This is a genomic window from Mesorhizobium sp. M7A.F.Ca.US.006.01.1.1 (assembly GCF_003997935.1).
Lineage (GTDB): Bacteria > Pseudomonadota > Alphaproteobacteria > Rhizobiales > Rhizobiaceae > Mesorhizobium.
Genome location: NZ_RZQL01000010.1, coordinates 15,985 through 38,655 on the forward strand (window position 1 = coordinate 15,985; position 22,671 = coordinate 38,655).

Below are 22,671 nucleotides of genomic sequence, written 5' to 3' on the forward strand. Positions count from 1 at the left end.
GGTCGACCCCCACTCCGTCGAGCTGCGCTCGACACCTCTCCCCCGATCGACGGGGGAGAGGAAAGGCGCGAGCTTATGCACGCTGGCACCCTTCCTCTCCCTCCGGAGGGGGGAGAGGTGGCGTCGCGAAGCGGCGACGGAGTGGGGGAAGGCGCTCATGAAACCCGCAGCCGTCGCAAAACGGGCACTACCCAGCGAGCCAGAAAACTCAGGCAAGGTGACAACCAGGCCGAAGCGCTGCTTTGGCTTGAGTTAAAGGCCCGCAAACTTGGCGGCTACAAGTTCACGCGACAGTTCTCTATCGGACCATACTACGCGGACTTCTGTTGCCGTGAAAAAGGGCTCGTTGTTGAGATTGACGGACATCAACACGCCGACAGTTCCTATGATCACCGCCGCGACGATTTCATGCGTGCCCAGGGCTATTCGATCCTGCGTGTTTGGAGCCATGAGATCCTGAAGCATCGTACTTCGGTTTGTGAAACCATCCTTGCCGCGCTCGATGGCAGGCTGGCCGAGAACATCACGGCACCTGACCTCCGCTTCGTCTTCACGCCTCACTCACCCGATTCAATCTCTTCAAAAACGGACCTATCTTGATGAAATCTCACGTAAAAGCGGTTGTCATCGGCGGCGGCGTCGTCGGCTGCTCGGTTCTCTACCACCTGGCCAAGGCCGGCTGGACCGACATCATGCTGATCGAGCGCTCTGAGCTCACCTCCGGCTCGTCCTGGCACGCGGCGGGCGGCTTCCATACGCTGAACGGCGACCCCAACGTCGCCAAGCTGCAGGCCTATACGGTGCAGCTCTACAAGGAGATCGAGGAAATATCCGGCCAGTCCTGCTCGCTGCATTTGACCGGCGGCGTGATGATGGCCGACACGCCGGAACGCATGGATTTCCTGCGCCTTGCCCATGCCAAGGGCCGCTATCTCGGCATGGACACAGAGCTGATCACCCCGTCCGAGGCCAAGGCAATGTTCCCGCTGATGGACGAGACCAACTTCGTCGGCGCCATGTGGGACCCGGTCGAAGGCCATCTCGACCCGTCCGGCACCACAATCGCCTATTCCAAGGCGGCGAAAAAGCTCGGCGCTGAGATCGTGCTGCGCAACCGCGTCGTGGAATTGACGCAAGAGGTCGACGGCACCTGGAACGTCGTCACCGAACAAGGCACGGTGAAGGCCGAGCATGTCGTCAATTGCGGCGGCCTGTGGGCACGCGAGATCGGCCGCATGGTCGGCGTCGAACTGCCGGTGCTGGCCATGGAGCACATGTATCTCCTGACCGAGCCGATGCCCGAGGTCGAGGAATTTAACAAGTCTACCGGCCGCGAGATGATCGGCGTGCTCGACTTCAAGGGCGAGATCTACACCCGCCAGGAGCGCAACGGCATCCTGCTCGGCACCTATGAAAAGGCCTGCAAGCCGTGGTCGCCGGTCAACACGCCGTGGGATTTCGGCCATGAATTGCTGCCGCCCGACCTCGACCGCATCGCGCCATCGCTGGAAATCGGCTTCAAGCATTTCCCCGGCATCGAGAAGGCCGGCATCAAGCAGATCATCAACGGCCCCTTCACCTTCGCGCTCGACGGCAACCCGCTGGTCGGCCCGGTGCAGGGCCTGACCAATTTCTGGTGCGCCTGCGCCGTCATGGCCGGCTTCAGCCAGGGCGGTGGCGTTGGCCTCGCTTTGTCCAACTGGATGGTGCATGGCGATCCCGGCTTCGACGTCTGGGGCATGGATGTCACCCGCTTCGGCGAATGGGCAGGCCTGCGCTACACCAACGCCAAGGTGCGCGAAAACTATTCGCGCCGCTTCTCCATCCGCTTCCCCAATGAAGAACTGCCGGCGGCACGTCCCGCACAGACCACGCCGCTCTACGACACAATGCTGGCCAACAACGCCGTCATGGGCGACTCATGGGGTCTCGAAACACCGCTCTGGTTCGCACCAAAGGGCAAGGAGCCCAGGGACATCGTTTCCTTCCACCGCTCCAACGATTTTGGACCGATCGGCGAGGAAGTGCGCGCCACGCGTGAACGCGTCGGCGTCACCGAGATCGCCAATTTTGCCAAATACGAAGTCTCGGGACCCGCGGCCGAGGATTTCCTCAACCGGCTGATGACCAACCGGATGCCGAAGACCCGCCGCATCGTGCTGACGCCGATGCTCAACGAATTCGGCAAGCTGATCGGCGACTTCACCATCGCCAAGGCGGCAGAAGACCGCTTCATGATCTGGGGCTCGTCGGCGGCGCAGAAGTACCACATGCGCTGGTTCGAGAAGCACCTGCCGAAGCACGGAACGGTGCGCATCCACCGCTTCGACCAGACGCTGGTCGGCCTGTCGATCGCCGGGCCGAAATCGCGGGACTTGCTACAGAAACTGGTCGATGTAGACGTCTCGACAAAAGCCTTCCGCTTCATGGATTTCCGCGAGATGGCGGTTGGCGGGGCGCCCTGCATGGTCAACCGCATCACCTACACCGGCGACCTCGGCTATGAAATCTGGATGGCGCCGGCCTACGAGCGCCTGGTTTACAAAGCGATCAAGGACGCCGGCGAGGAATTCGGCCTTGTCGATTTCGGCATGCGCGCTCTGCTCTCCATGCGCCTCGAAAAGAATTTTCCGACCTGGTTCCGCGAGTTGCGGCCGATCTACGGACCGTTCGAAGGCGCGATGGACCGCTTCATCAAGCTCGAGAAGAACGATTTTATCGGCCGCGAGGCCGCCGCCAAGGAAAATGCTGAGGGACCAAAGCTGCGCCGCGTCTCCTTCATCGTCGATGCCACCGACGCCGATGTCATGGGCGACGAGCCGATCTGGGCCAAGGTCAGCAAGGACTATGGCACGGTGGAAAAGCCGCATGGCTATGGCGCGCCGCGCTTCGACAAGGGCGGCAAGGAAATACGCGGCTCCAAGGCTGCCGAAGGCGCTTCCGCCGTGCGTGGCATCGTCGACGGTGACTGGCGCGTGGTCGGCTGGGTCACGTCGGGCGGCTATGCGCATTATGTGCAGAAGTCGATGGCGCAGGGCTACGTCCCCGCAGCGCTTGCCGAGGACGAAAGTGCCGGGCTGTTCGAGATCGAAATCCTCGGCCACCGGCGCCCGGCCCGCATCAATGTCGAAGCGCCCTTCGATCCGAGCGGCGAGAAGATGCGGACCTGAGGTTCGACCATGGACAGCGCGGGGCCGAAGGGCAGCTTTGGCCGCCATCGCAAGATCATGCCCTTCGAGCCAGGCTCGATCGAGGCCCTCCGCGACGCCTCCCGCCGGAAGGCGGCTTCGCTCAACCAGCATGTGCTGGGCTATGGCGCGCAGGCCGAGGCTGAATGGGCTGCGGCAGGCATTGCCGCTCCCGACCTGGCGGCGATGCGCCAATACCGGCTGGAGCGCATCCGCGCCGAGTTGAAGCGGCGCGGCTATGCCGGCGCCCTGCTCTACGACCCCGTCAACATCCGCTACGCCACCGACAGCACCAACATGCAGCTGTGGGTGGCGCACAATCCGACGCGGCATTGCTTTGTCGCCACCGAGGGGCCGGTGGTGCTGTTCGATTATTTTTCCTGCGAGCACCTGTCCGACCATTCCGGCGTCGTCGACGAAGTGCGGCCTGCGGTATCGTGGATGTATCTCTATGGCGGCGAGCTGACGGAGCAGAAAGTTCGCCGCTGGGCCGCCGGCATCGCCGATCTGGTCAGGGAACATGGTGCCGGCAACAGCCGCATCGCCGTCGATCACATCAACCCGGAAGGCGTCGAGGAACTGGCTCGCCTCGGCATTCCCATCGGCAATGGCGAAGCGGTGATGGAGAACGCGCGGCTTATCAAATCGTCGGACGAAATCCTCGCCATGCGCCGCGCCATCGTCGCTTGCGAGGCAGCGATGGGCGAGATGGAGCTGGCGCTGCAGCCGGGCATTTCCGAAAACGAGCTGTGGGCGGAACTGCACCGCGGCAACATCGCGCGCGGCGGCGAATGGATCGAGACGCGACTGCTGACGTCAGGCCCGCGCACCAATCCATGGTTCCAGGAATGCTCGTCGCGCAAGATCGAGGCTGGCGATCTCGTCGCCTTCGACACCGACCTGATCGGCCCCTATGGCTTCTGCGCCGACCTGTCGCGCACATGGCTCTGCGGCGATGCAAAGCCTACCAATGAACAGCGCGACCTGTTCCGCATCGCCGCCGATCAGATCGAGCACAACACGGCACTGATGCAGCCGGGCATCTCGTTTCGCGACCTCGTCGAGCGCTCGGCCGTGCCACCGGGAGACTGCTTCCCGACGCGATACGGCGTGCTCTATCACGGCGTCGGCCTAGCCGACGAGTATCCGACGCTACCGCATGCCAGCGACTGGACATCGGACACGCCGGACGGCGTGTTGGAACCGGGCATGGTGCTGTGCGTGGAAAGCTATATCGGCCGGCTTGGCCGGCGCGAAGGCGTCAAGATCGAGGAACAGATCCTGATCACCAAGACCGGCAACGAACAGCTCTCAACCTACCCGTTGGATACGAGGCTGCTCGGCTAGCCCGGCAATGGCCTCGCGCAACGCCCCAACGGTCTTTTCCGGCGTCGCTGCGGCGGTGATGTAAGGCAGGCCTTTGCGCCGCCCGGTCCAGCCGACGACCGCCACCTTTTTCGCCGCCGGCTCGAACTGTTGCGCCAGCGCCCAGCTCTCGCAGTCGATCGCAGCGATATCGGCCTTGCCCTCCGCGACGGCGATGATCGAGCCGCGATGGCCTCCGCTTTCGCTGCGCGTTGAAAAGATGTCCAAGCCTTCGCCGGCCGCTCGCAGGTCGCGCGTCAGCGCAATGGTACCCGACATCGAATCGAGGCTGTTGAAGGTGAAGCGCTTGCCCCGGATCAGATCGAGCGGGAGAAATGGGCTGCCATCCGCCGGCGATCGAACCTCTGATCCCTCGCCTGTCCGCATTACCAGTGCGCTCGAATAGAGTTCGCCCTGCCCGCCTTCATAGGCGTCGTAACCGGGCTGGCCGATCACCTGCACATGCCTGGACAGGCCAAGTTCCATCGGCCCCCAGCAGGTCTGCGCGAACAGCAGCGCCGGATGCAGCCACAATCTATAGAAATCGAGTTCATCCGGCGGCAATGTCGCCGGGTCGGGAGCGATGATTTTCCCCTCGGCACCACGAATACCGCCCGGCACCGGCGGCAGATCACCATTGCGGCGCACGATGGTTTGCGGCGCGTCGATGCCCTTTTGCCGAAACGCGTCGCGCAGCAGCACCCATTGCGCGTCGACTTCATCGCGCACTTCGGGCCAGTCATACATCGGCAACGCCGCAACCAATTCACTCATGCCGATATCAAATCATCATGTCTGGAAAAAGGATCGCGAAAACGCGGCGTTCAATCAGAATTGGCCGACATGGATTCCGGGTAGACCGGAATTATTCCTTCGGCGGCTCGGCGGGAACCGGCGCACTGCCGAGCCCGCTGATGCTGCGCGCCCTGATGCGCGGCTTGAAGGCCCTGCCCGGCTCGGCTTGACGCCGCAACACCGGATGCACGATCGGCTCTTTTGCCTTGAAGGCGTAAGCCTTGATCAGCGCGAAATAGTTCGGATAGGCATAGCCATTGTTCATCCGCAGCCATTCGTCACGGCGGTCACGAAACAGCTTGGGCAGCTTGTACCAGGCCACGGTCGGTGTCTTGTGATGGACGAAGTGCAAATTGTTGTTGAGGAACAGGAACGACAGCGGCGAGCGCTCGACGATCACCGTGCGGCCTTCCGGATGTTCCGACCATTGATGCTCGGCGAAAGTGCGGATCGAGATCAGCGACTGGCCAAGCCAGACCGGCACCAGAATGTAAAGCCACAGCGGGATGCCGAAGCCGAACTGGACGATCGGCAGCACGATGGCAAGGCCGATCGCATGCAACAGCCAAGCCTTGCGGATCGCCTTGTCGCCAGCGATCACCTGCTTGGCATCGTCGATGAAGAAGCCGACGCAGGACAGCCACGGGCCGAGCACGAAACGGCCGGCCATGGTGTTGTTGATCTTGAGCAGGAATTTCATCGTCGGCGGCAGCTCGTCATGCTGCCAGAGCGCCTGATAATAGCTTTCCGGATCGTCCAGCGGGTCGGTAAGCCGCTCGTCGGCGTGGTGACGCAGATGGATTGTCTTGAAGCGGCGAAACGGCCAGACCAGACCGATCGGCAGAAACACGAAGGCTTCATTGACCCGCGCGTTGCGTGTCGGATGACCGTGCAGCACTTCGTGCATGATCGACGATTGCAATGCGGCTGTGAAGGCGAGGACTGCGAGCGCCAGGACGGGATAGGTGGGCCAGAGCAGGAAACCGGTGGCGAACCATGCCGCGTAACAAAAGAAAGCGAGAACCACGGTTGGCCACTCGATGGCCGGTGCGCTGTGTCGCCTGATGCTCTGGCTCGTCATGCTATCGACCACTGTCCTCAGTCGCCGGAACCCCAATTGGCTCCTGACAGCATAATGTCAGGAGAAATGATTCCACTCAACGAGACAAAGTGCACAAACTGTTGCGATTGCGCATTTTTGACCGCATATGTTATACATTGTAAACAGACTTGGGGATTCATTTACGCCTGAGACGCGCACAGAACGGCTTCGGCGCAAATTTTTCCTCAATTGGCCTGGAGGACGGATATGGATAAGCGCGACCTGTCGACGACCTTCCGCGAACGCCTGAAAACACTCTTGACACGCTCCGACCTCAACCAGTCGGCCTTCGCGACCGCGGTCGGCATCGACCGCTCGGCGCTGTCGCAGCTGCTGTCGGGCGCCTCGACCCGCCTGCCCCGCGCCGAGACGCTGCTCAACATCGCCGCCGAGTTCAAGGTGTCGCTCGACTGGCTACTCGGCCTCAGCCAGGACGAGGGCCTCACCGGTGAAATCCGCGAGAGCCTGGAAATCGAAGAGGCACCGGACGGTTTCGATCGCACGCTGCTGGCCAAATGGCATGCCGAGGCGGCCGGCACCAAGATCCGCTACGTGCCGGCCGGCATTCCCGACCTTCTGCGCACCGAAGCATTGGTCGACTACGAAGCGGGCATCACCAACAAGAGCCGCCTGGCGCAGGCCGGCGAAACGCAATACCGCATCGACTACAACAGGCGGCCGGAAACCGACATGGAAGTCTGCATGCCGCGCCATACGCTGGAGATTTTCGCCCGCGGGCTGGGTGTCTGGGACCGTTTTCCCGAAGCCGACCGGCGCGCCCAGCTGCTGCACATGGCGACGCTGCTCGACGACCTCTACCCGACCTTCCGGCTGTTTCTCTATGACGGGCGGATGCGCTATTCGATCCCCTACACCATCTTCGGCCCCTATCGCGCCGCCATCTATGTCGGCGACATGTATCTGGTGCTCAACGCCACCCAGCCAATCCAGACGCTGATCCAGCATTTCGACAATCTGATCCGGGCCGCCGACATCAATGCGCACGAGGCGTCCGGCTTCGCGCACAGACTGGCCGGCATGTCGTTCTCAACAGGCACTGTCTGATCTTCGGCAACGATGATCCCTCGGACGGAAACCGGCCTCCGCATTGGTGGCCGCGCTGCCGCTATTTCATTGACTACACATAAAGACTTCTTTATATCCTTATTCGACTTCGAAACATGAAAGCCAATCCGATGACGACCACCAACCCGATCGATGCGCTGCTGGCTGAAAAGGGCGTGCTGCTGGCCGATGGCGCCACCGGCACCAATTTGTTCGCCATGGGTCTGGAGGCCGGCGAGGCACCCGAACTGCTGAACGAGACGGCGCCCGACACCATCACCAGCCTGCACCAGAATTTCGTCGATGCCGGCGCCGACATCATCCTCACCAACTCGTTCGGCGGCACCCGTCACCGCTTGAAGCTGCACCATGCCCAGGATCGCGTGCACGCGCTGAACAAGCGCGCCGCCGAGCTCGCGCGTGCGGTCGCCGGCAAGGCCGGCCGCAAGGTGATCGTCGCCGGCTCGGTCGGCCCGACCGGCGAATTGCTGGTGCCGCTCGGCGCCATGACCTATGACGAGGCGGTCGACGCCTTCGCCGAGCAGATCGAGGGTCTCAAGGAAGGCGGCGCCGAAGTCGCCTGGATCGAGACGATGTCGGCTCCCGACGAGATCCGCGCCGCCGCCGAGGCTGCCATCCGCGTCGGCCTGCCCTACACCTACACCGGTTCCTTCGACACCGCCGGCCGCACCATGATGGGCCTGCTGCCCAGGGATATCCACGGCGTCACCGACGGGCTGTCGCAGGCGCCTCTCGGCGTCGGCGCCAATTGCGGCGTCGGCGCATCCGACATCCTGGCCTCGCTGCTCGACATGACCGAGGCGAAGCCGGAAGCGACGGTGATCGTCAAGGGCAATTGCGGCATTCCCGAATTCCGCGGCACCGAAATCCACTATTCAGGCACACCCGAACTGATGGCCGACTATGTCAGGCTCGCCGTCGACGGCGGCGCCAAAATTATCGGCGGTTGCTGCGGCACCTCGTTCCAGCACCTTGCCGCGATGCGCAAGGCGCTCGACGCGCACACCAGGGCGGATCGGCCGACGGTTGCCGCGATCGTTGAGCGCATTGGTCCGATGCGCAACAAGGTGGCGACGGAAAACACCGCCGAGACCAGCGAAGCCCGCCGCGAGCGCCGCCGCAGCCGGGCCTGACCTCATCGGTTTTCGATTATTCGCTGTTGTCGGCGTAGCTCGACTGCGCCGACTTGAAGTCGACCACATTGTCGCCGCGCATCGTCATCAGCGCGCCTGAAGCGCTGGGGTCGGTGATCTGTTCCAGCATGATGCGGAAGCGGTCGTTGGTCAGCGCCGACATGGCGGTGTTGCGGGCAGCGGTGACATTGTCGCTGATGCGCCTGGATTCTGATGATGGGGCTGATGAAACCGCCGAGGCGTCTCTTGCCGGCGGTATCGAGTTGGCGATAGTCCTGATCTGCAATTTCGGCTCCCTCAAGCCCAGTACACCCGTCCTGTGTAACAAGGAGGGGGTTGCGATCCGGTACCGGAAATACGGCGCAATTTAACGATCATGCAGGTTAACGCTGCGCCTCGGATCTGTTGAGATTCAGGTCAGGCTGAGTCGAGAATGGTGGTTTTCGAGAACCGGAGCGGAGCGTACTCAAAGTACGTGAGCACCGGAAGCGCAGGGAACCCCCATTCGCAGGCCGGCCTCACCTGAATATCAATAGATCCGAAAAAAAGGCCGGCAAGGGAATGAACCCCTCGCCGGCCTGCCTCACCCGCCCGTAGGTCGGTTTCCCCTGTCAGAACGATCCCATCTGAAAGAAACCGGCCGTCATCACCACTACCGGTTACCGCCCAGCGCCGAGGCAAGGCGCACAAGCGAGAGGAACTCGGACCTGTACCCAAACGGGTCGGCTCCTCGAGCGGCAGTGGCAATCTCCATAATCTTGTCGTAGCCGAACTTCGCGGTCGCATCCTCGTCGCGCAGCTTCTGGCCGAAGGCCGCAACCGCGACGGAGAAACGCTGGTCGGTGCTGGCCTGGTCGAAGGACGAAATCTCGTTGGCCGAGGTCACCGGCGTGGTGATCAGCTTCGAGACGTCTTCATTCGGCAGCTTGTAGCGGATCTTGACGAAGGCATATTCGCCCGCATTGGCGACGCCGCCATTGTCCACCGACGCCTGGCCATAACGCAGCGGATCGATCTGCTCACCGCCGCTGCCCTTGGGCGTGATTTCGTAGATCGCGGTGACGGAATGGCCCGAGCCGATATCGCCGGCATCGACGCGGTCATTGTTGAAATCCTCGCGGTTCAAAGCGCGGGTCTCATAGCCGATCAGGCGATATTCCGAGACCTTGTTCGGGTTGAACTCGACCTGGATCTTGACGTCCTTGGCGATGGTGAACAGCGTCGACGAGGCATCCTCGACCAGCACCTTTTCAGCCTCCGCCAGCGTATCGATATAGGCGGCGGTGCCGTTGCCGTTCTGGGCGATGGTCTGCATCATCTGGTCGTTCAGATTGCCGCGGCCGAAGCCGAACACCGACAGGAAGACACCGGTCTTGCGCTCGCTCTCGATCAACCGCTTCAGGTCGTCGTCGTCGCTCTGACCGATATTGAAGTCGCCGTCGGTGGCGAGCATCACCCGGTTGACGCCGTCCTTGACGAAGGATTTTTGCGCCAGCCTGTAGGCTTCCTTGATGCCCGCCTCGCCGGCCGTGCTGCCGCCGGGCGTCAGATTGTCGATGGCACTGAGGATCTTGTCCTTTTCGGACGCCTTGGTCGGCTCCAGGACTGTGCCGGCGTCACCCGCATAGGTGACGATCGAGATGGTGTCGTCGGCCTTCAGCTTGCTGACCAGCAGCCGGAAAGCCGATTTGAGCAGCGGCAGCTTGTCCGGCTCGTCCATCGAGCCCGAGACGTCGATCAGAAAGACCAGATTGGCCTTCGGCTGCTCGGTCGGCTTGACGTCAAACCCCTTGATGGCGACGTGCATCAGCCTGGTGTGCGTGTTCCACGGCGTCGGCATGACGCTGACGGTCGAGTTGAAGGGTGTCGAGGCCGACTCCGGACCCTTCCAGTCATAGGGGAAGTAGTTGATCATCTCCTCGACGCGAACAGTATCGGCCTGCGGCAGGGTGCCCTGCTTCAGCGAGCTGCGCACGAAGGAATAGGAGGCCGTGTCGACGTCGATCGAGAAGGTCGAGACCGGATCCTCGAGTGCCGCATGCACCGGATTGGCCTTGAAATCCTCGATGCGGTCGCGGTTTTCCGGTGGCGGCTGCATCTGGTCGGCCGGCAAGGTCGACGGCTGCTGCGGCGCCATCAGCTTGGACTCGGCCGGCATGCGGGCCCGCGACGTGCTGGGCGCACTTACGGCGCCATCCAATGCAAATTCGCCTGTCGGAGCCGGTGGCGCAGGCTCGGCCAGCACACCGCGCTCCAGCGCATTCTGTTGTGCCGCGCCGCCGGCAACGGTCGATTCGGATTTCTGCGGCGAGGCCGGCGCCACAAGCGCATCGGTGGCGTTGCGGCTTTCCACATCGGCGTCGGCCTTCTTGTCCTTCTCCAGCCCGGTCGGAGCCGGCTTCGGCTGAGCGGTCGTTGGCTTCACCGTCGCCGGCTTGTCGGCCAGCGTCTCGCTGATTTTCTCGTCGCCGCCGAATTTCGGCGGCTGTTCCCTCAGCAGATGGAAGGTGGCGTATCCGGCGATCGGCAGGGCGACGAGCCCGGCAAGAGCCGGCGTGGCAATGAGTTTCTTTTGCATGATCTCGCTCCAGAGCTTTTGTGCTCGCTCTGTGAGACGAAGCCCGCCAACCGATCCTTGGGTAACGGCAGAAATATTTTCCTGATCGTAGGCGCGCAGGGCGGCTTCGAAAGCACGTGCCTTGGCGTCCTGGGCGGGCGCCGGCGCCGCTATATCGCGCAATCTGTTGAGTTCGTTGTCTTCGACCATGGTCACACTTCCCCGGCCGAGCGCATCAGCGTCTTCAGCCGTTTCTTCGCTTCATGGATGTGCCAGGAAACCGTCGTCTCCGAGATCGCCATCGCCTCGGCGGCGGCCGCATGGCTCAGGCCCTCGCCATAGACCAAAAGCACGGCGTCGCGCTGCTTGTCCGGCAATCGCCGGACGGCTGCCCACAGCGCTTCGGCAGGGTCTTCCGGTTCGACCGACGCTTCGCCCGAAATCAGTGCATGGACGCCATAGGCCTCGGTCTTGACGGTCTCGCGGGCGGACTTTCGCATCATGTCGCGCGCGGCGTTCATCGTCACGGAATAGAGCCATGTCGTGAAAGCGCCGCCGCCGCGATAGTCGCGGATCGCCTTGCCCAGCCTGACGCAGACTTCCTGGGCGATGTCTTCGGCATCGGCCTTCCTGCCGCACCAGCGATAGGCGGTGCGATAGACGAAGTCATAGTGCCTTTCCAGCAATGTGCTGAAGGCCACTCTGTCTCCGCCCTTCGCCCGCCCGATCAGTTCGGCGTCGGAGGCTTCGCTCTCATCCAGCATCATCGCCATCATTTGCCTGTTGGACGAAGGCTAATGGCTAATCCTTGGGGCAATGGAAAGATTTTTTTGGAAACCGCCGGATCGTGACCGCCGACACCCCGCTTGACACATTCATATCTCGACGGTTATACGTCAATCAATAGCCACAGGGTTATCGATCCCGGATGACGAACGCTCACGATGTTCTCTTCAGAACGCTCTCCGATCCGACGCGTCGAGCGATCTTCGAGCGCCTGTGCCGGCAAGGCGAGCAGACGGTCGGCGCCCTGACGGCTCAGTCAGGGGTCTCTCAACCTGCGGTGTCGAAGCATCTCGGCGTGCTCAGGCAGGCCGGGCTGGTGCGCGACCGCCATCAAGGACGGCAGACCCATTATAGCGCCCAACTCGCAGCACTTGCCCCACTGACCGACTGGACGAACCAGATGAACGCATTCTGGCAGAGCCGGTTCGATGATCTCGAAAATTTGCTCAAAAGAATGGACCAATGACCAACATCGCGACCGAAACGCGCTCCGTCATCGTCGAACGTGAGATCCCCTATCCGCCGGAAAAAATCTGGCGCGCGCTGACCCAACCGCATCTGATCGAGGAATGGCTGATGAAGAATGACTTCAAGCCAGTCGTAGACCACCGTTTCAATCTGCGAAAGGAACCGCAGCCTGACGTGAGCATTGTTATCGACTGTCAGGTAACAGCCGTCGAATTGAACAAGACACTGTCCTACACGTGGCAGGCCTATGGCCTTGAGAGTGTCGTCACCTGGACACTCCTGCCGACCAGCACGGGCACCCGGTTGCGCATGGAACAATCCGGCTTCCGGCCGGATCAGGAGCAGGCGTATCGGGGCGCGACGAGGGGGTGGCGGCAGTACTTTACGAATCTGAGTCAGGTCCTGGCGCGGATAGATTGAAACCCGCCGGTGCGGATCGGTGGTCCGCGTCGGCTGTTTTGACAGGAGGAACTATTGGACTGGAACATGTGGGTTCGGCAAATTCATCGCTGGCTGTCGATCATCTTTACGCTGACCGTCATCGCCAACTTCGTCACCATGGCATTCGGCCAGCCTCCCGCCTGGGTGGTCTACTCGCCGCTCCTGCCGCTCTTCCTGCTGCTGTTCAGCGGCCTGTACATGTTCGTGCTGCCCTATGCCGCCAAGGGGCGCGGCGCGCAGCGTGCCAGCGGATAGGAGTGGGCAGAATGGCCAAGACGCAGGGACAATCGACCAAGTCCAAGGCTGCGCCAGTGCTGCTCTCGGGCGGCAACCCGCAAATCGCCAAGGGCGACGGAGACGCCCCGGTGCAGGCCTACATCTCGGCAATGCCGGGCTGGAAGCGCCGGCTCGGCGAACGCCTCGACGCGCTCATCGAGCGCAACGTGCCCGACGTCCGCAAAGCCGTGCGATGGAACTCACCCTTCTACGGCATCGAAGGCCAGGGCTGGTTCGTGAGTTTCCATGTCTTCAACCGCTATTTGAAGGTGACCTTCTTCAGTGGCATCTCATTGCAGCCGATCCCACCAGGGGGCACGGCCAAGAGCAAGGATGTGCGCTGGATCGACATCCGCGAAGGCCAGTTCGACGAGGCGCGGATGGCGGACTGGGTGAAGCAGGCCGCCGCCCTGCCCGGCTGGATCCCGTAGCGGCCGCAACGACTGCAAACAAAAATTCAAATTCTTTCTGCCGAAAAGGCGGGGCCAAAGACGACAGAGGAGAAAGAGCCATGAAGATCAAGCTGACCAGCGTGTATGTGGACAACCAGGAAAACGCACTGCGCTTCTACACCGACGTGCTGGGCTTCACCAAAAAGGCCGATTTCAGCAATGGGCCTTATCGCTGGCTGACCGTGGCCTCCGCTGAAGAGCCTGATGGAACCGAGCTGCAGCTCGCGCTCAACGACAACCCGGCCGCCAAGGCCTATCAGGAAGCCATCTTCAAGCAGGGCCAGCCCGCCGTCATGTTCTTCACCGACGACGTCAAGGGCGACTACGAGCGTATCAAGGCGAAGGGTGGCGCGTTTATCAAACCGCCGACCGAGGTGACCGGCTCGACCATCGCCCAGTTGAACGACAGCTGCGGCAACCTCATTCAGATCACCCAGCTGGCGCGCTGGTAACGCGCGGCGGTTGAACGCGTCGAGGCACAGGAGACACCCAATGACCCCCTCGCAACAGATCGACCAGCTGATCGCCGGCCTCACCGATTGGCGCGGCGAGACGCTCGCCGGCATCCGCAAGACCATCCTTGCAGCCGACCCGGACATCGTCGAGGAGTGGAAGTGGATGGGCAGCCCGGTATGGTGCCTCGACGGCAACATCGTGGTCGGCAACGCCCACAAGGACAAGGTGAAGCTGACCTTTTCCCATGGCGCCAGCCTGCCGGACCCCGACAATCTGTTTAACAACGGTTTTGGCGGTAAGGTGTGGCGGGCTATCGATGTGTTCGAGGGCGACACGCTCAATGAGAGCGCTTTAAAAGAGCTCGTCCGTGCGGCCATCGATTACAACCACGCCAAAAAGAAGAAGAAGACGCCTGCGGCTGCCGGGGCGAAGCCACGGACGTAAGTCTATGCTGCCTGCCCCGCCACCCAGCCCGACGACCATGCCCACTGGAAATTATAACCGCCCAGCCAACCCGTGACATCGACGGCTTCGCCGATGAAAAACAGGCCCGGCACGGATTTCGCCTGCATCGTCTTCTGGTCCAGCCCGTTGGTGTCGACCCCACCCAGCGTCACTTCGGCGGTGCGGTAGCCCTCCGAGCCGGCAGGCTTGATGCGCCAGTCATTGACTGCGGCAGTTATGGTTTTGATCTGGGCGTCGGAAAGATCGGCAAGGTTGCCATCGATGCCGGTGCGCTCGGCGATCGACTGCGCAAGCCGCTTCGGCAGATGATTTGCCAGCACCGTCTGCACCGCCTGCCGTCCATTGCCGCGCTTGGCGGCACGAATGAGGTCTGCCACGTCAACTCCTGGCAGCATGGCGATGCGGATTTCATCGCCCTCGCGCCAATAGGACGAGATCTGCAGGATGGACGGTCCGCTGACGCCACGGTGCGTGAACAGCATCGCTTCGGAGAACCGCGTCTTGCCGCAAGCGACTTCCGCGTCGACGGCGTTGCCGGCCAGCGGCGCCAGCCGCTCGAGCGTGTTTGCGTCGAAGGTCAGCGGAACCAGCGCCGGCCGCGTTTCGACGATGGCAAGGCCGAACCGTTCGGCAAGCTCATAGCCGAAACCGGTCGCCCCCATCTTGGGGATCGACTTGCCGCCACAGGCCACGACCAGCGACTGGCAAGTAACCAAGCCTGTGGAGAGGGTGAGCGCAAACCCCTCCACGGTTTTGCGGACATCCTCAACGCTGGCCGAGAGCGCCAGCTCCACGCCCCTGTCCTGCATTTCCGAGACCAGCATGTCGATGATCTGGCGTGCGGAGCCATCGCAGAACAGCTGCCCCAACGTCTTCTCGTGATAGGCAATGCGGTGGCGTTCGACGAGGGCGATGAAATCGCGTTGCGTATAGCGGCTGAGCGCCGAAATGCAGAAATGCGGATTACCCGACAGAAAATTCTTCGGGCTGGCATGGATGTTGGTGAAATTGCACCGGCCCCCGCCGGAGATGCGGATCTTCTCGCCAGGCGCCGCCGCATGATCAAGGATCAGCACCGAACGGCCGCGCTTGGCCGTCTCCACGGCGCACATCATTCCGGCGGCACCCGCGCCGATGATCACGACATCATAAGATTGCATCAGGCTATTCGTTCCCGCTCGACCGGCTCATTTTGGGGCGCGCCACTTGTGCTGCCTGGTACCACTTTGGCTCGATGGTTTTCTAGCAATCCCGTCCCAGCAGCCTGGTGATCTGGGGGGTGACGATTGTGGTGAACAACCCGGGATCGCTGAAAGCCCTCGCGGACAGCATTGCCCCATGAACCGATGCCATCAGCATCTGGGCCTCCTCCTCCGGCCGATTGTTCAAGCGGAACAAGTCCTGCTCCATTCCAGCCTGCAGCACCGACGTAAGCCATTCCGCGAGATTTTGGAAATGGGCACGAACGCGTGATGCGACCTCTTCCGGCAGCATCTGCATCTCGCCGGCGAGCATCGCGCAGACGCAGAACGACGGCGAGGCATCGCGAATGCATGTCCGCCAATAGTTCAGATAGGACTGCAGTTGTTCAGCAGGGCTTGAGAGTTCTCCCCGGAGAGATTCCAAACCCGCTTCGGCCTGCCGCCTGTAACGATCCACCAACACCGAAACCAACTCGGCCTTCGTCGGAAAGTGATGGTGGATACTCGCCTTCCTGATGCCGATGGCAGCCGAGATATCGGCATAGCTGAACCCGTTGTAGCCTCCCGCGACGATGAGAGACTGCGCGACATCGAGAATCTTTTCTGAAGTCGAAGCCATTGATTTCATGTCGCTGCCTACCTTCTGGTAGGCAAATTGTCAAGGTTGTGCATCGTTCCCGATTCTCACAGGGACGTGTCCCGACATCGGGTTGACTCAAAGGCTTTGCCTACCTACTGATAGGTAGACAGCAATAAGGAAACCTGCCGATGCAAAACCAGTCTTTCACCCAGTCCGGATGGCTACGATCCTATTATTTCGCACGCGCCATATTTTCTATCGCCTGGGTTGCTGCCGCCATCCTATTCAACGGGCAACCCGGTCCCACCGCGCTTCTGCTCGTGATCTACCCCGCATGGGACGCCCTCGCCAATCTGGTCGACGCCAAGGTAAATGGCGGCCTGAAGGCCAACTCGTCCCAGGCATTGAATGTCGTGGTCAGCCTGATAACAGCGCTCGCCGTCATCGTGGCGGTCGCCAACGGCATGTATGCCGTTCTGGTCGTGTTTGGGGTTTGGGCGATCCTCTCGGGCCTGCTGCAGCTGAACACGGGACTAAAGCGTTGGCGCTACCAAGGCGCACAATGGGCGATGATCCTGAGTGGTGCGCAGTCGGCCCTCGCCGGCGGCTTCATGATCAGCCGATCCCTCGGCACGGCTGTGCCGACGATTCTGGACATCGCCCCTTATGCCGGGTTCGGTGCGTTTTACTTTCTGCTTTCCGCAATTTGGCTTGTCGTCGCAGCCTATCGCAAGGCAAACGCCTAGGCGCAGCCGATCCGGCGGCGGCAAGGTGAACAGTCATCTGCCGCCGTCGAAAGGGCAAGCATCGCTCACTCTTTGCCGCATCGGCTGCCGTTCTGGTTCAAGACGCGTAGCGTCCTGCTCTGGGGCGCGACCGCTGACCTTAGATCAGCGTCTCTGCGAACAGCGTCGTCAATCGCTTCCAGTGGCGTTCGGCCCCCGCGGCATTGAAAACGCTATGATCGGGCACGCACCAGCCATGCGCCATGCCGGCATAGTTCTCGATGACGTGGTCGACTTCCGCAACCCGCAACGCTTCCTCCAATCGCATCGATTGTTCCGGCGGGAAACTTCTGTCGACACCCGACATGCCGACATAGACGCGCGCCTTGATGGAGGCAGCCTTGCGATGCGGGCTGTCGGCGGCGTCGCTGGCCAGATTGCCGCCATGGAAGCTTGCGGCCGCTTTTATCCGTTCGGGATAGGTTGCAGCCGCATTCAATGATCGACCGCCGCCCATGCAATAGCCGACGGTGCCGATCGGCCCGGTGATGCCCTCGGCAGCGAGTGCATCGAGGAATGCACCGCTGTCGCGGATGGTCATCTCCTGCGTCGTGCCGGTGACCAGCGCCATCAGCGGAATTTTGGTCTTTTCCTCGGCGAAGGCGGTCTTGGCGTCGAACGGCCCGTAAGGCGCATTGCGGTAGAACAGATCGGGCACCAGCACCGCATAACCTTCATTCGCCAGCCGCTCGGCCATACCGTCGAGCGCCGGCCGCGGGCCGAAGGCATCCTGATAGAGAATGACGCCGGCCTTGGCAGGAGATGCGTTTGCCGAGCGGAAAAGCCCGGCATTGGCAACACCATCCCTGGTCTTGATCTGAAGGTCGTGTTTCGTCATCGCCCGCTCCGTTCGACTGATGCGCGATACATAGCCGCGCAAGCCTATACGGCAAGGCGTTCCCTGAACCCGGCAGTCAACATTTCGTGCAGGATTGCGTGGCGCTATTGCTCGCCTTCTCGCACGGTCCGTGCACCCACATGCAGCGCGCGGCCGGCACCGAGCCCCATAATGGCTACGCCAAGCCCGAGCACGACGAACAGGAACGCCGTTCCCGAAAAACTGCCGGTCCAGTCGCGGATCAGGCCCACCAGCAGCGGGCCGAAGGCCGCCAGCACATAGCCGACGCCTTGCGCCATGCCTGAAAGATGCGCGGCGACATGCGAATCCGGCGAACGCAGCACGATCAGGCTCATGGCAGCCGCGATTAGGCCACCCTGCCCGATGCCTTGCAGGATTGCCCAGAACAGCACCGTCGAGGTCGGAGCAAAGAGAATGCCGAGCAGCGCGATCACCGCGGTGGCAACGAGCGCCACATTGATGCCGCGCTGGTCCTTCAGCCGCATCGCGAAGGACGGCACGGCAAGGCACGTGATGACCTGCGCCATCACCGACACCGAAACCATGGCGCCGGCGGTGGCCGCATCGAAACCGCGTTCGCGCAGGATCGGCGCCAGCCAGCCGAAGATGCAATAGGCAAGTGCCGACTGCAGGCCCATGAACAGCGTCACCTGCCAGGCCAGGCGATCGCGCCAGAGACCGACGACGCGAAAGCCGCGATGACTGACCTGCCGACGGCTGCCCAGCGCCTGCGGAATCCAGATCAAAAGCACGACCAGTGTGGGCACCGCCCAGGCAGCAAGTGCCCCGGACCATGAACCGGTGACAAAATGCTCGATCGGCAGCGTGAAGCGGGCGGCAGCGGCCGAGCCGGCGCAGAGCGCCATGGTGTAGAGCCCGGTCATGACGGCGGCCCTGTCGGCGAAATCGCGCTTCACCAGGCCAGGCAGCAGCACATTGCCGATGGCAATGGCGCCGCCGGCCAGGAAGGTGGCGACAAACAGCAAGGGAACCGTGCCGAACCAGCGCAGGCCGGTTCCCAGCACCAGCAAGGCGAGCGCCCCGAGCAAGGTGCGCTCGGCTCCATAGCGCTGAGCAAGCCTCGGTGCGAAGGGTGCGAACAGGCCGAGGCACAGGACGGGCAGCGTCGTCAGCAGGCTGGCGCCCGTCGTCGACAGCCCGGTTGCCTGCATCACTTCGGGCAGCAGCACCGACAGGCTCGAAAATAGCGGCCGCAGACTGAAGGCGATCAGCACAAGGCTCGCGCCAAGCACGATGCGCGCCGCACGGCTGCGCAGTTCAGGCGGCTGCGGCATGGGCAGGCTGTCGGCCTCGGCATCGATGAGTTCCAGACCCTCCATGACCTCGGCCTTCGGGTCAGGCTGACGAAAACTCTGGTTCATTGCGAAAGCAGTCTTTCAAGTTGGGCAAGCACCGGCGCCATGAAGGCGCGGACGGCGGCAACGGCGCGCTCGGGATCGCTCGCGGCAATGGCGTCGACGATTGCTGCATGCGCCTGGTGGTCCGGTTCGGGCAGATCACCGTCGAGGGTGGCATGGATAGTCTCTGTGATGGCGGCGGTGAAGAAGTCGTAGAGCTCCATCATTGCCTTGTTGCCGGACGCTGCGACGACGGATTTGTGGAAGGCGAGATCGCGGTGGATGAAGGCTTCGCTTCCGCTTTCGGCGACAGTGCCGCGCGCAGCAAGCAATTGCCGTATCCGCTCGAGGTCGGCTGGCGTGTGACGCAAGGCGGCGAGCCTCGCGGCCTCGAGGTCCAGCGCCGCCCGCGCCTCCCACTGATCGCGCAGGCCGCTGCGCTTGACCCGGTCGAGCGCGGCAGAAGTATCGACGGCAGAGCGCACATATGTACCCGACCCCTGGCGCGTATCCAGCAATCCCTGCGAGACCAGCACCCGCACCGCCTCGCGCACCGTGCCGCGGCTGACCGACAGAAGATCGGTGAGGGCTGCCTCATTGGGAATACGCTCGCCGACGCCCCAGCGGCCGCTGACGATCTCGGCACGCAGGCTGCTGGTGGCGCTGTCGGTGAGATTGGTTCTGGTGGCGGGTTGCATTCTATTCATCAAGTCATCAGATGACTTGATGAATAGGCCCGCTGCCATCAGACGTCAAGCTACTACCTGGATCAGGGCTGCATTTCGATCAGCCGTCCACCGCCGCAAAGCTTGCCATGTGAAACGCCTGGACCTCCGGGGGGTAGCGATAGGCCGTGCCATAAGGACAGGCATTCCGGTCGAGACAGCCGCCGCTGCGACACGGTTCGCCATTCGCCCCCCGCACATGCGCCAGACAGGATTGATAGGCGGACCCTTGCGCGGAATAGGCGTCGACCGGGCAGGATTTCAGGCAGGGCTTTTCGATACAGGTGTCGCAAAGATGAGGCCCCGGCTCGACGGCTTGAACCGAAAGCTCGTCGTCGAACAGCAGCGCACCGCGATAGGCGTGCCAGAGCCCGTATTGCGGATGCATGAGGATGCCGAGCGGCGACGGCTTCAGCCCCTCCGCCCGCATCGCCCATTGCTGGAACGGCAGATAGGGCTTGTCGGAAGGCGAAACGGCCCGCGCCCCGAATGCCTCCGCCACGGCGCCGATCACTCCGCGCGACCATGTGTCGAGCGGATTGGCGATTGCCTGTGGCTGTTGCTCCCACCAACGGAGGAAATGCGGCCAGGGTGCAGCACCCGCCTGCCCCACCAGCAGAACGGCCGCTGCCGGCGCACCCGGCGATCCCGTTGGCGGCGCTTCGCCTGGCGTAAAATTGAAACCGCCCCGAAGAACAAGGCCGTTGGCAAGGAGCGCCGCAGCAATGCCGTCAACGCTGCCGGCAGGCGCAATCATTCCTTCTTGACCGGATCGGAGAACGCGCTCCGCCAGACTTCCTTGTGGATGATGTTGGCGACTTTAGCCCCGCCTGATTCGGGCTCCTTTCAAGTGAAGGCGTCGGGCATCGACCCCTTCTTCTTGGCGATGAAGTCCTTCAAGGCTTCGTCGATGCTCGGATCGAGATACGGCGCCTCGTAGCTTTCCAGCCAGCGGCGGGCGAGATCGTTGGCACGCTGCGGCGCGGTCTTCTCGCCTTCGGCCAGCCACTGCTCGTAGGAATTGTTGTCGGCAATGTTGGAGCGATAGAAGGCGGTCTGGAAATTGGCCTGGGTGTGGTCGCAGCCGAGATAGTGGCTGCCCGGCCCGACCTGGCGGATAGCATCCATCGCCTGGCCGTTCTCCGACAGGTCGACGCCCTCTGAGAATTTCTGCGTCATGCCGAGCTGATCGATGTCCATCATGAATTTCTCGTAGCAGGACGCCAGCCCGCCCTCGAGCCAGCCGGCCGAATGCAGCACGAAGTTGGTGCCGGCCAGGATGGTCGAGTTCAGCGTGTTGGCGCTTTCATAGGCCGCCTGCGCATCCGGAACCTTCGACGCGCAAAGCGAACCGCCGGTACGGAACGGCAGACCGAGACGCCGCGCCAGCTGTGCGGCGCCATAGGACACCAGCGACGGCTCCGGCGTGCCGAAGGTCGGCGCGCCCGACTGCATCGAGATCGACGAGGCGAAGGTGCCGAACAGCACCGGCGCGCCCGGCCGGATCAGCTGCGTGAACGACGCGCCGGCCAGCACCTCGGCCAGAACCTGCGTCAGCGTGCCGGCCACCGTCACCGGGCTCATCGCGCCGGCAAGGATGAACGGCGTGACAATGCAGGCCTGGTTGTGGCGCGCATAGACCTTCAGCGCGCCGAGCATGGTCTCGTCGAACACCATTGGCGAGTTGGCGTTGATCAGGCTGGTCAGCACCGTGTTGTTCTCGACGAAGTCGTCGCCGAACACGATCTTGGCCATGGCGACGGTGTCTTCGGCACGTTCCGGCGCGGTCACGGAACCCATGAACGGCTTGTCGGAATATTTGATGTGGCTGTAGATCATGTCGAGGTGGCGCTTGTTGACCGGCACGTCGACCGGCTCGCACACCGTGCCGCCCGAATGGTGGATCGACGGCGCCATATAGGCGAGCTTCACGAAATTCTGGAAATCCTCGATCGTCGCGTAACGCCTGACGCCATCGAGGTCACGCACGAAGGGCGGACCGTAGACCGGCGCGAACACGGTGGCATTACCGCCGATCTGCACCGAGCGCTCGGAATTGCGCGCATGCTGAGTGTAGACGGACGGCGCGGTCTTCAGAAGCGAGCGGCACAGCCCCTTGGGAAAGTGCACGCGCTCGCCCTTGACGTCGGCGCCGGCCTCTTTCCACAGTTGCAGCGCTTCCGCGTCATCACGGAAGATGATGCCGATCTCCTCGAGCACCGTGTCGGTGTTCTTCTCGATCAGCGCCAGGCCTTCCTCGTCCAACACCTCGTAAACGTTAATCTTGCGCTTGATGTAGGTGAGCTGCGCGCCCGGACCGCCGCCCGAACGTGCGGCCCGCCGCGCGGCAGCCCCGCCACTGGCGCCGCGCCCACGTCGCGCGTTGGACGCTTCCTGATCGACTGCCGCGTGTTCGCTCATGATGGTTCTTCCCTGAATCTGTTCTTGTCTGGAATCCATAGCGGCTGCCTCTCGCCGCTTCTTGCCAGATCGTAGCCATGCACCCTATTCGAAACGGCCCGCCAGCGCCAACGCCTGTCGCAAAATCGACAAGAATTCCAAGAGAGTTACGGTCGCTTTCCTTTTGCGGGA

The 22,671-nt window shown here is 62.5% G+C and carries 24 protein-coding genes; 12 read left to right on the forward strand and 12 right to left on the reverse strand.

The annotated features are described in order from the left end of the window. The first annotated feature begins 117 nt into the window (after positions 1-117). The 3 genes from EN943_RS03505 to EN943_RS03515 are packed head-to-tail and all read left to right on the forward strand — an operon-like array spanning position 118 to position 4,535. Positions 118-600 carry a DUF559 domain-containing protein gene (locus EN943_RS03505; RefSeq protein WP_127411522.1) on the forward strand — a complete coding sequence of 161 codons (483 nt, stop codon included), beginning with the start codon at positions 118-120 and terminating at the stop codon, positions 598-600. Further along, positions 600-3,170 carry an FAD-dependent oxidoreductase gene (locus tag EN943_RS03510; protein ID WP_127411523.1) on the forward strand — a complete coding sequence of 857 codons (2,571 nt, stop codon included), beginning with the start codon at positions 600-602 and terminating at the stop codon, positions 3,168-3,170. The genes EN943_RS03505 and EN943_RS03510 overlap by 1 nt, the downstream gene beginning before the upstream one ends. A 9-nt stretch (positions 3,171-3,179) precedes the next feature. Continuing rightward, a complete protein-coding gene (locus EN943_RS03515) occupies positions 3,180-4,535 on the forward strand; it encodes a Xaa-Pro peptidase family protein (protein WP_127411524.1) in 1,356 nt (451 codons plus the stop codon). Here EN943_RS03515 and EN943_RS03520 read toward each other — a convergent pair. Both EN943_RS03520 and EN943_RS03525 read right to left on the reverse strand, forming a co-directional pair. Then, complete coding sequence (locus EN943_RS03520; RefSeq protein ID WP_127411525.1) at positions 4,500-5,327, reverse strand: PhnD/SsuA/transferrin family substrate-binding protein; 828 nt, start codon at positions 5,325-5,327, stop codon at positions 4,500-4,502. The two genes, EN943_RS03515 and EN943_RS03520, sit on opposite strands and share 36 nt — an antisense overlap. A 91-nt stretch (positions 5,328-5,418) precedes the next feature. Beyond that, positions 5,419-6,429, reverse strand: coding sequence for a fatty acid desaturase (locus EN943_RS03525; protein ID WP_164778059.1), 1,011 nt, complete (start codon positions 6,427-6,429; stop codon positions 5,419-5,421). 228 nt (positions 6,430-6,657) lie between these two features. On the opposite strand from EN943_RS03525, the gene EN943_RS03530 reads away from it, so the two are divergent. Together EN943_RS03530 and bmt are read left to right on the forward strand one after the other, a co-directional pair. After that, positions 6,658-7,515 (forward strand): helix-turn-helix transcriptional regulator, encoded by an 858-nt coding sequence (locus EN943_RS03530; RefSeq protein WP_127411526.1) that lies wholly within the window; start codon positions 6,658-6,660, stop codon positions 7,513-7,515. 131 nt (positions 7,516-7,646) lie between these two features. Beyond that, positions 7,647-8,669: a betaine--homocysteine S-methyltransferase gene (gene bmt, locus EN943_RS03535; RefSeq protein ID WP_164778060.1), complete on the forward strand. Its 1,023-nt coding sequence runs from the start codon at positions 7,647-7,649 to the stop codon at positions 8,667-8,669. A 16-nt stretch (positions 8,670-8,685) separates the two neighbouring features. Here bmt and EN943_RS37550 read toward each other — a convergent pair whose 3' ends face one another. The 3 genes from EN943_RS37550 to EN943_RS03550 form a co-directional block, all read right to left on the reverse strand. Further along, a complete protein-coding gene (locus EN943_RS37550; protein WP_164778061.1) occupies positions 8,686-8,955 on the reverse strand; it encodes a hypothetical protein in 270 nt (89 codons plus the stop codon). 366 nt (positions 8,956-9,321) lie between these two features. Beyond that, entirely contained in the window at positions 9,322-11,436 is a 2,115-nt protein-coding gene (locus EN943_RS03545; protein ID WP_127411528.1) for a VWA domain-containing protein, read from the reverse strand. 2 nt (positions 11,437-11,438) lie between these two features. Next, on the reverse strand, positions 11,439-11,999 hold the full coding sequence (locus EN943_RS03550; protein WP_127411529.1) for an RNA polymerase sigma factor: 561 nt from the start codon (positions 11,997-11,999) through the stop codon (positions 11,439-11,441). 155 nt (positions 12,000-12,154) lie between these two features. Here EN943_RS03550 and EN943_RS03555 point away from each other — a divergent pair, with 155 nt between their 5' ends. The 6 genes from EN943_RS03555 (at position 12,155) to EN943_RS03580 (ending at position 14,549) form a co-directional block, all read left to right on the forward strand. Further along, positions 12,155-12,478 carry a metalloregulator ArsR/SmtB family transcription factor gene (locus EN943_RS03555; protein WP_127411530.1) on the forward strand — a complete coding sequence of 108 codons (324 nt, stop codon included), beginning with the start codon at positions 12,155-12,157 and terminating at the stop codon, positions 12,476-12,478. Beyond that, positions 12,475-12,900 carry an SRPBCC domain-containing protein gene (locus tag EN943_RS03560; protein ID WP_127411531.1) on the forward strand — a complete coding sequence of 142 codons (426 nt, stop codon included), beginning with the start codon at positions 12,475-12,477 and terminating at the stop codon, positions 12,898-12,900. Before EN943_RS03555 ends, EN943_RS03560 begins: the two co-directional genes overlap by 4 nt. A 54-nt stretch (positions 12,901-12,954) precedes the next feature. Beyond that, positions 12,955-13,176 (forward strand): hypothetical protein, encoded by a 222-nt coding sequence (locus tag EN943_RS03565; RefSeq protein WP_127411532.1) that lies wholly within the window; start codon positions 12,955-12,957, stop codon positions 13,174-13,176. 11 nt (positions 13,177-13,187) lie between these two features. Next, positions 13,188-13,628 (forward strand): DUF1801 domain-containing protein, encoded by a 441-nt coding sequence (locus EN943_RS03570; RefSeq protein ID WP_127411533.1) that lies wholly within the window; start codon positions 13,188-13,190, stop codon positions 13,626-13,628. An 80-nt stretch (positions 13,629-13,708) separates the two neighbouring features. Next, positions 13,709-14,101, forward strand: a complete 393-nt coding sequence (locus EN943_RS03575) for a VOC family protein (protein WP_127411534.1) — start codon at positions 13,709-13,711, stop codon at positions 14,099-14,101. Between the two features lie 40 nt (positions 14,102-14,141). Further along, entirely contained in the window at positions 14,142-14,549 is a 408-nt protein-coding gene (locus EN943_RS03580; RefSeq protein WP_127411535.1) for a DUF1801 domain-containing protein, read from the forward strand. A gap of 2 nt (positions 14,550-14,551) precedes the next feature. Here EN943_RS03580 and EN943_RS03585 read toward each other — a convergent pair whose 3' ends face one another. Both EN943_RS03585 and EN943_RS03590 read right to left on the reverse strand, forming a co-directional pair. Beyond that, the gene (locus EN943_RS03585) at positions 14,552-15,730 is read right to left on the reverse strand and encodes an NAD(P)/FAD-dependent oxidoreductase (protein ID WP_127411536.1); all 1,179 of its coding nucleotides are present in this window, start codon (positions 15,728-15,730) and stop codon (positions 14,552-14,554) included. A gap of 82 nt (positions 15,731-15,812) precedes the next feature. After that, positions 15,813-16,400 (reverse strand): TetR/AcrR family transcriptional regulator, encoded by a 588-nt coding sequence (locus tag EN943_RS03590; RefSeq protein ID WP_127411537.1) that lies wholly within the window; start codon positions 16,398-16,400, stop codon positions 15,813-15,815. 140 nt (positions 16,401-16,540) lie between these two features. Between EN943_RS03590 and EN943_RS03595 the strand changes: the two genes are divergently transcribed. Continuing rightward, the gene (locus EN943_RS03595; RefSeq protein WP_127411538.1) at positions 16,541-17,098 is read left to right on the forward strand and encodes a DUF308 domain-containing protein; all 558 of its coding nucleotides are present in this window, start codon (positions 16,541-16,543) and stop codon (positions 17,096-17,098) included. Positions 17,099-17,237: 139 nt separating this feature from the next. Here the strand turns inward: EN943_RS03595 and EN943_RS03600 are convergent, their stop codons facing one another. The 5 genes from EN943_RS03600 to EN943_RS03620 all read right to left on the reverse strand — a co-directional run bounded on the left by EN943_RS03600 (position 17,238) and on the right by EN943_RS03620 (position 22,500). Further along, positions 17,238-17,975 carry a dienelactone hydrolase family protein gene (locus tag EN943_RS03600; protein WP_127411539.1) on the reverse strand — a complete coding sequence of 246 codons (738 nt, stop codon included), beginning with the start codon at positions 17,973-17,975 and terminating at the stop codon, positions 17,238-17,240. Positions 17,976-18,079: 104 nt separating this feature from the next. Continuing rightward, on the reverse strand, positions 18,080-19,378 hold the full coding sequence (locus EN943_RS03605) for an MFS transporter (protein ID WP_127411540.1): 1,299 nt from the start codon (positions 19,376-19,378) through the stop codon (positions 18,080-18,082). After that, on the reverse strand, positions 19,375-20,052 hold the full coding sequence (locus EN943_RS03610; protein ID WP_127411559.1) for a FadR/GntR family transcriptional regulator: 678 nt from the start codon (positions 20,050-20,052) through the stop codon (positions 19,375-19,377). The genes EN943_RS03605 and EN943_RS03610 overlap by 4 nt, the downstream gene beginning before the upstream one ends. A gap of 88 nt (positions 20,053-20,140) precedes the next feature. Beyond that, positions 20,141-20,836, reverse strand: a complete 696-nt coding sequence (locus EN943_RS03615) for a 4Fe-4S dicluster domain-containing protein (protein ID WP_127411541.1) — start codon at positions 20,834-20,836, stop codon at positions 20,141-20,143. Positions 20,837-20,925: 89 nt separating this feature from the next. Further along, positions 20,926-22,500, reverse strand: coding sequence for a trimethylamine methyltransferase family protein (locus EN943_RS03620; protein WP_127411542.1), 1,575 nt, complete (start codon positions 22,498-22,500; stop codon positions 20,926-20,928). Positions 22,501-22,671 lie beyond the last annotated feature (171 nt).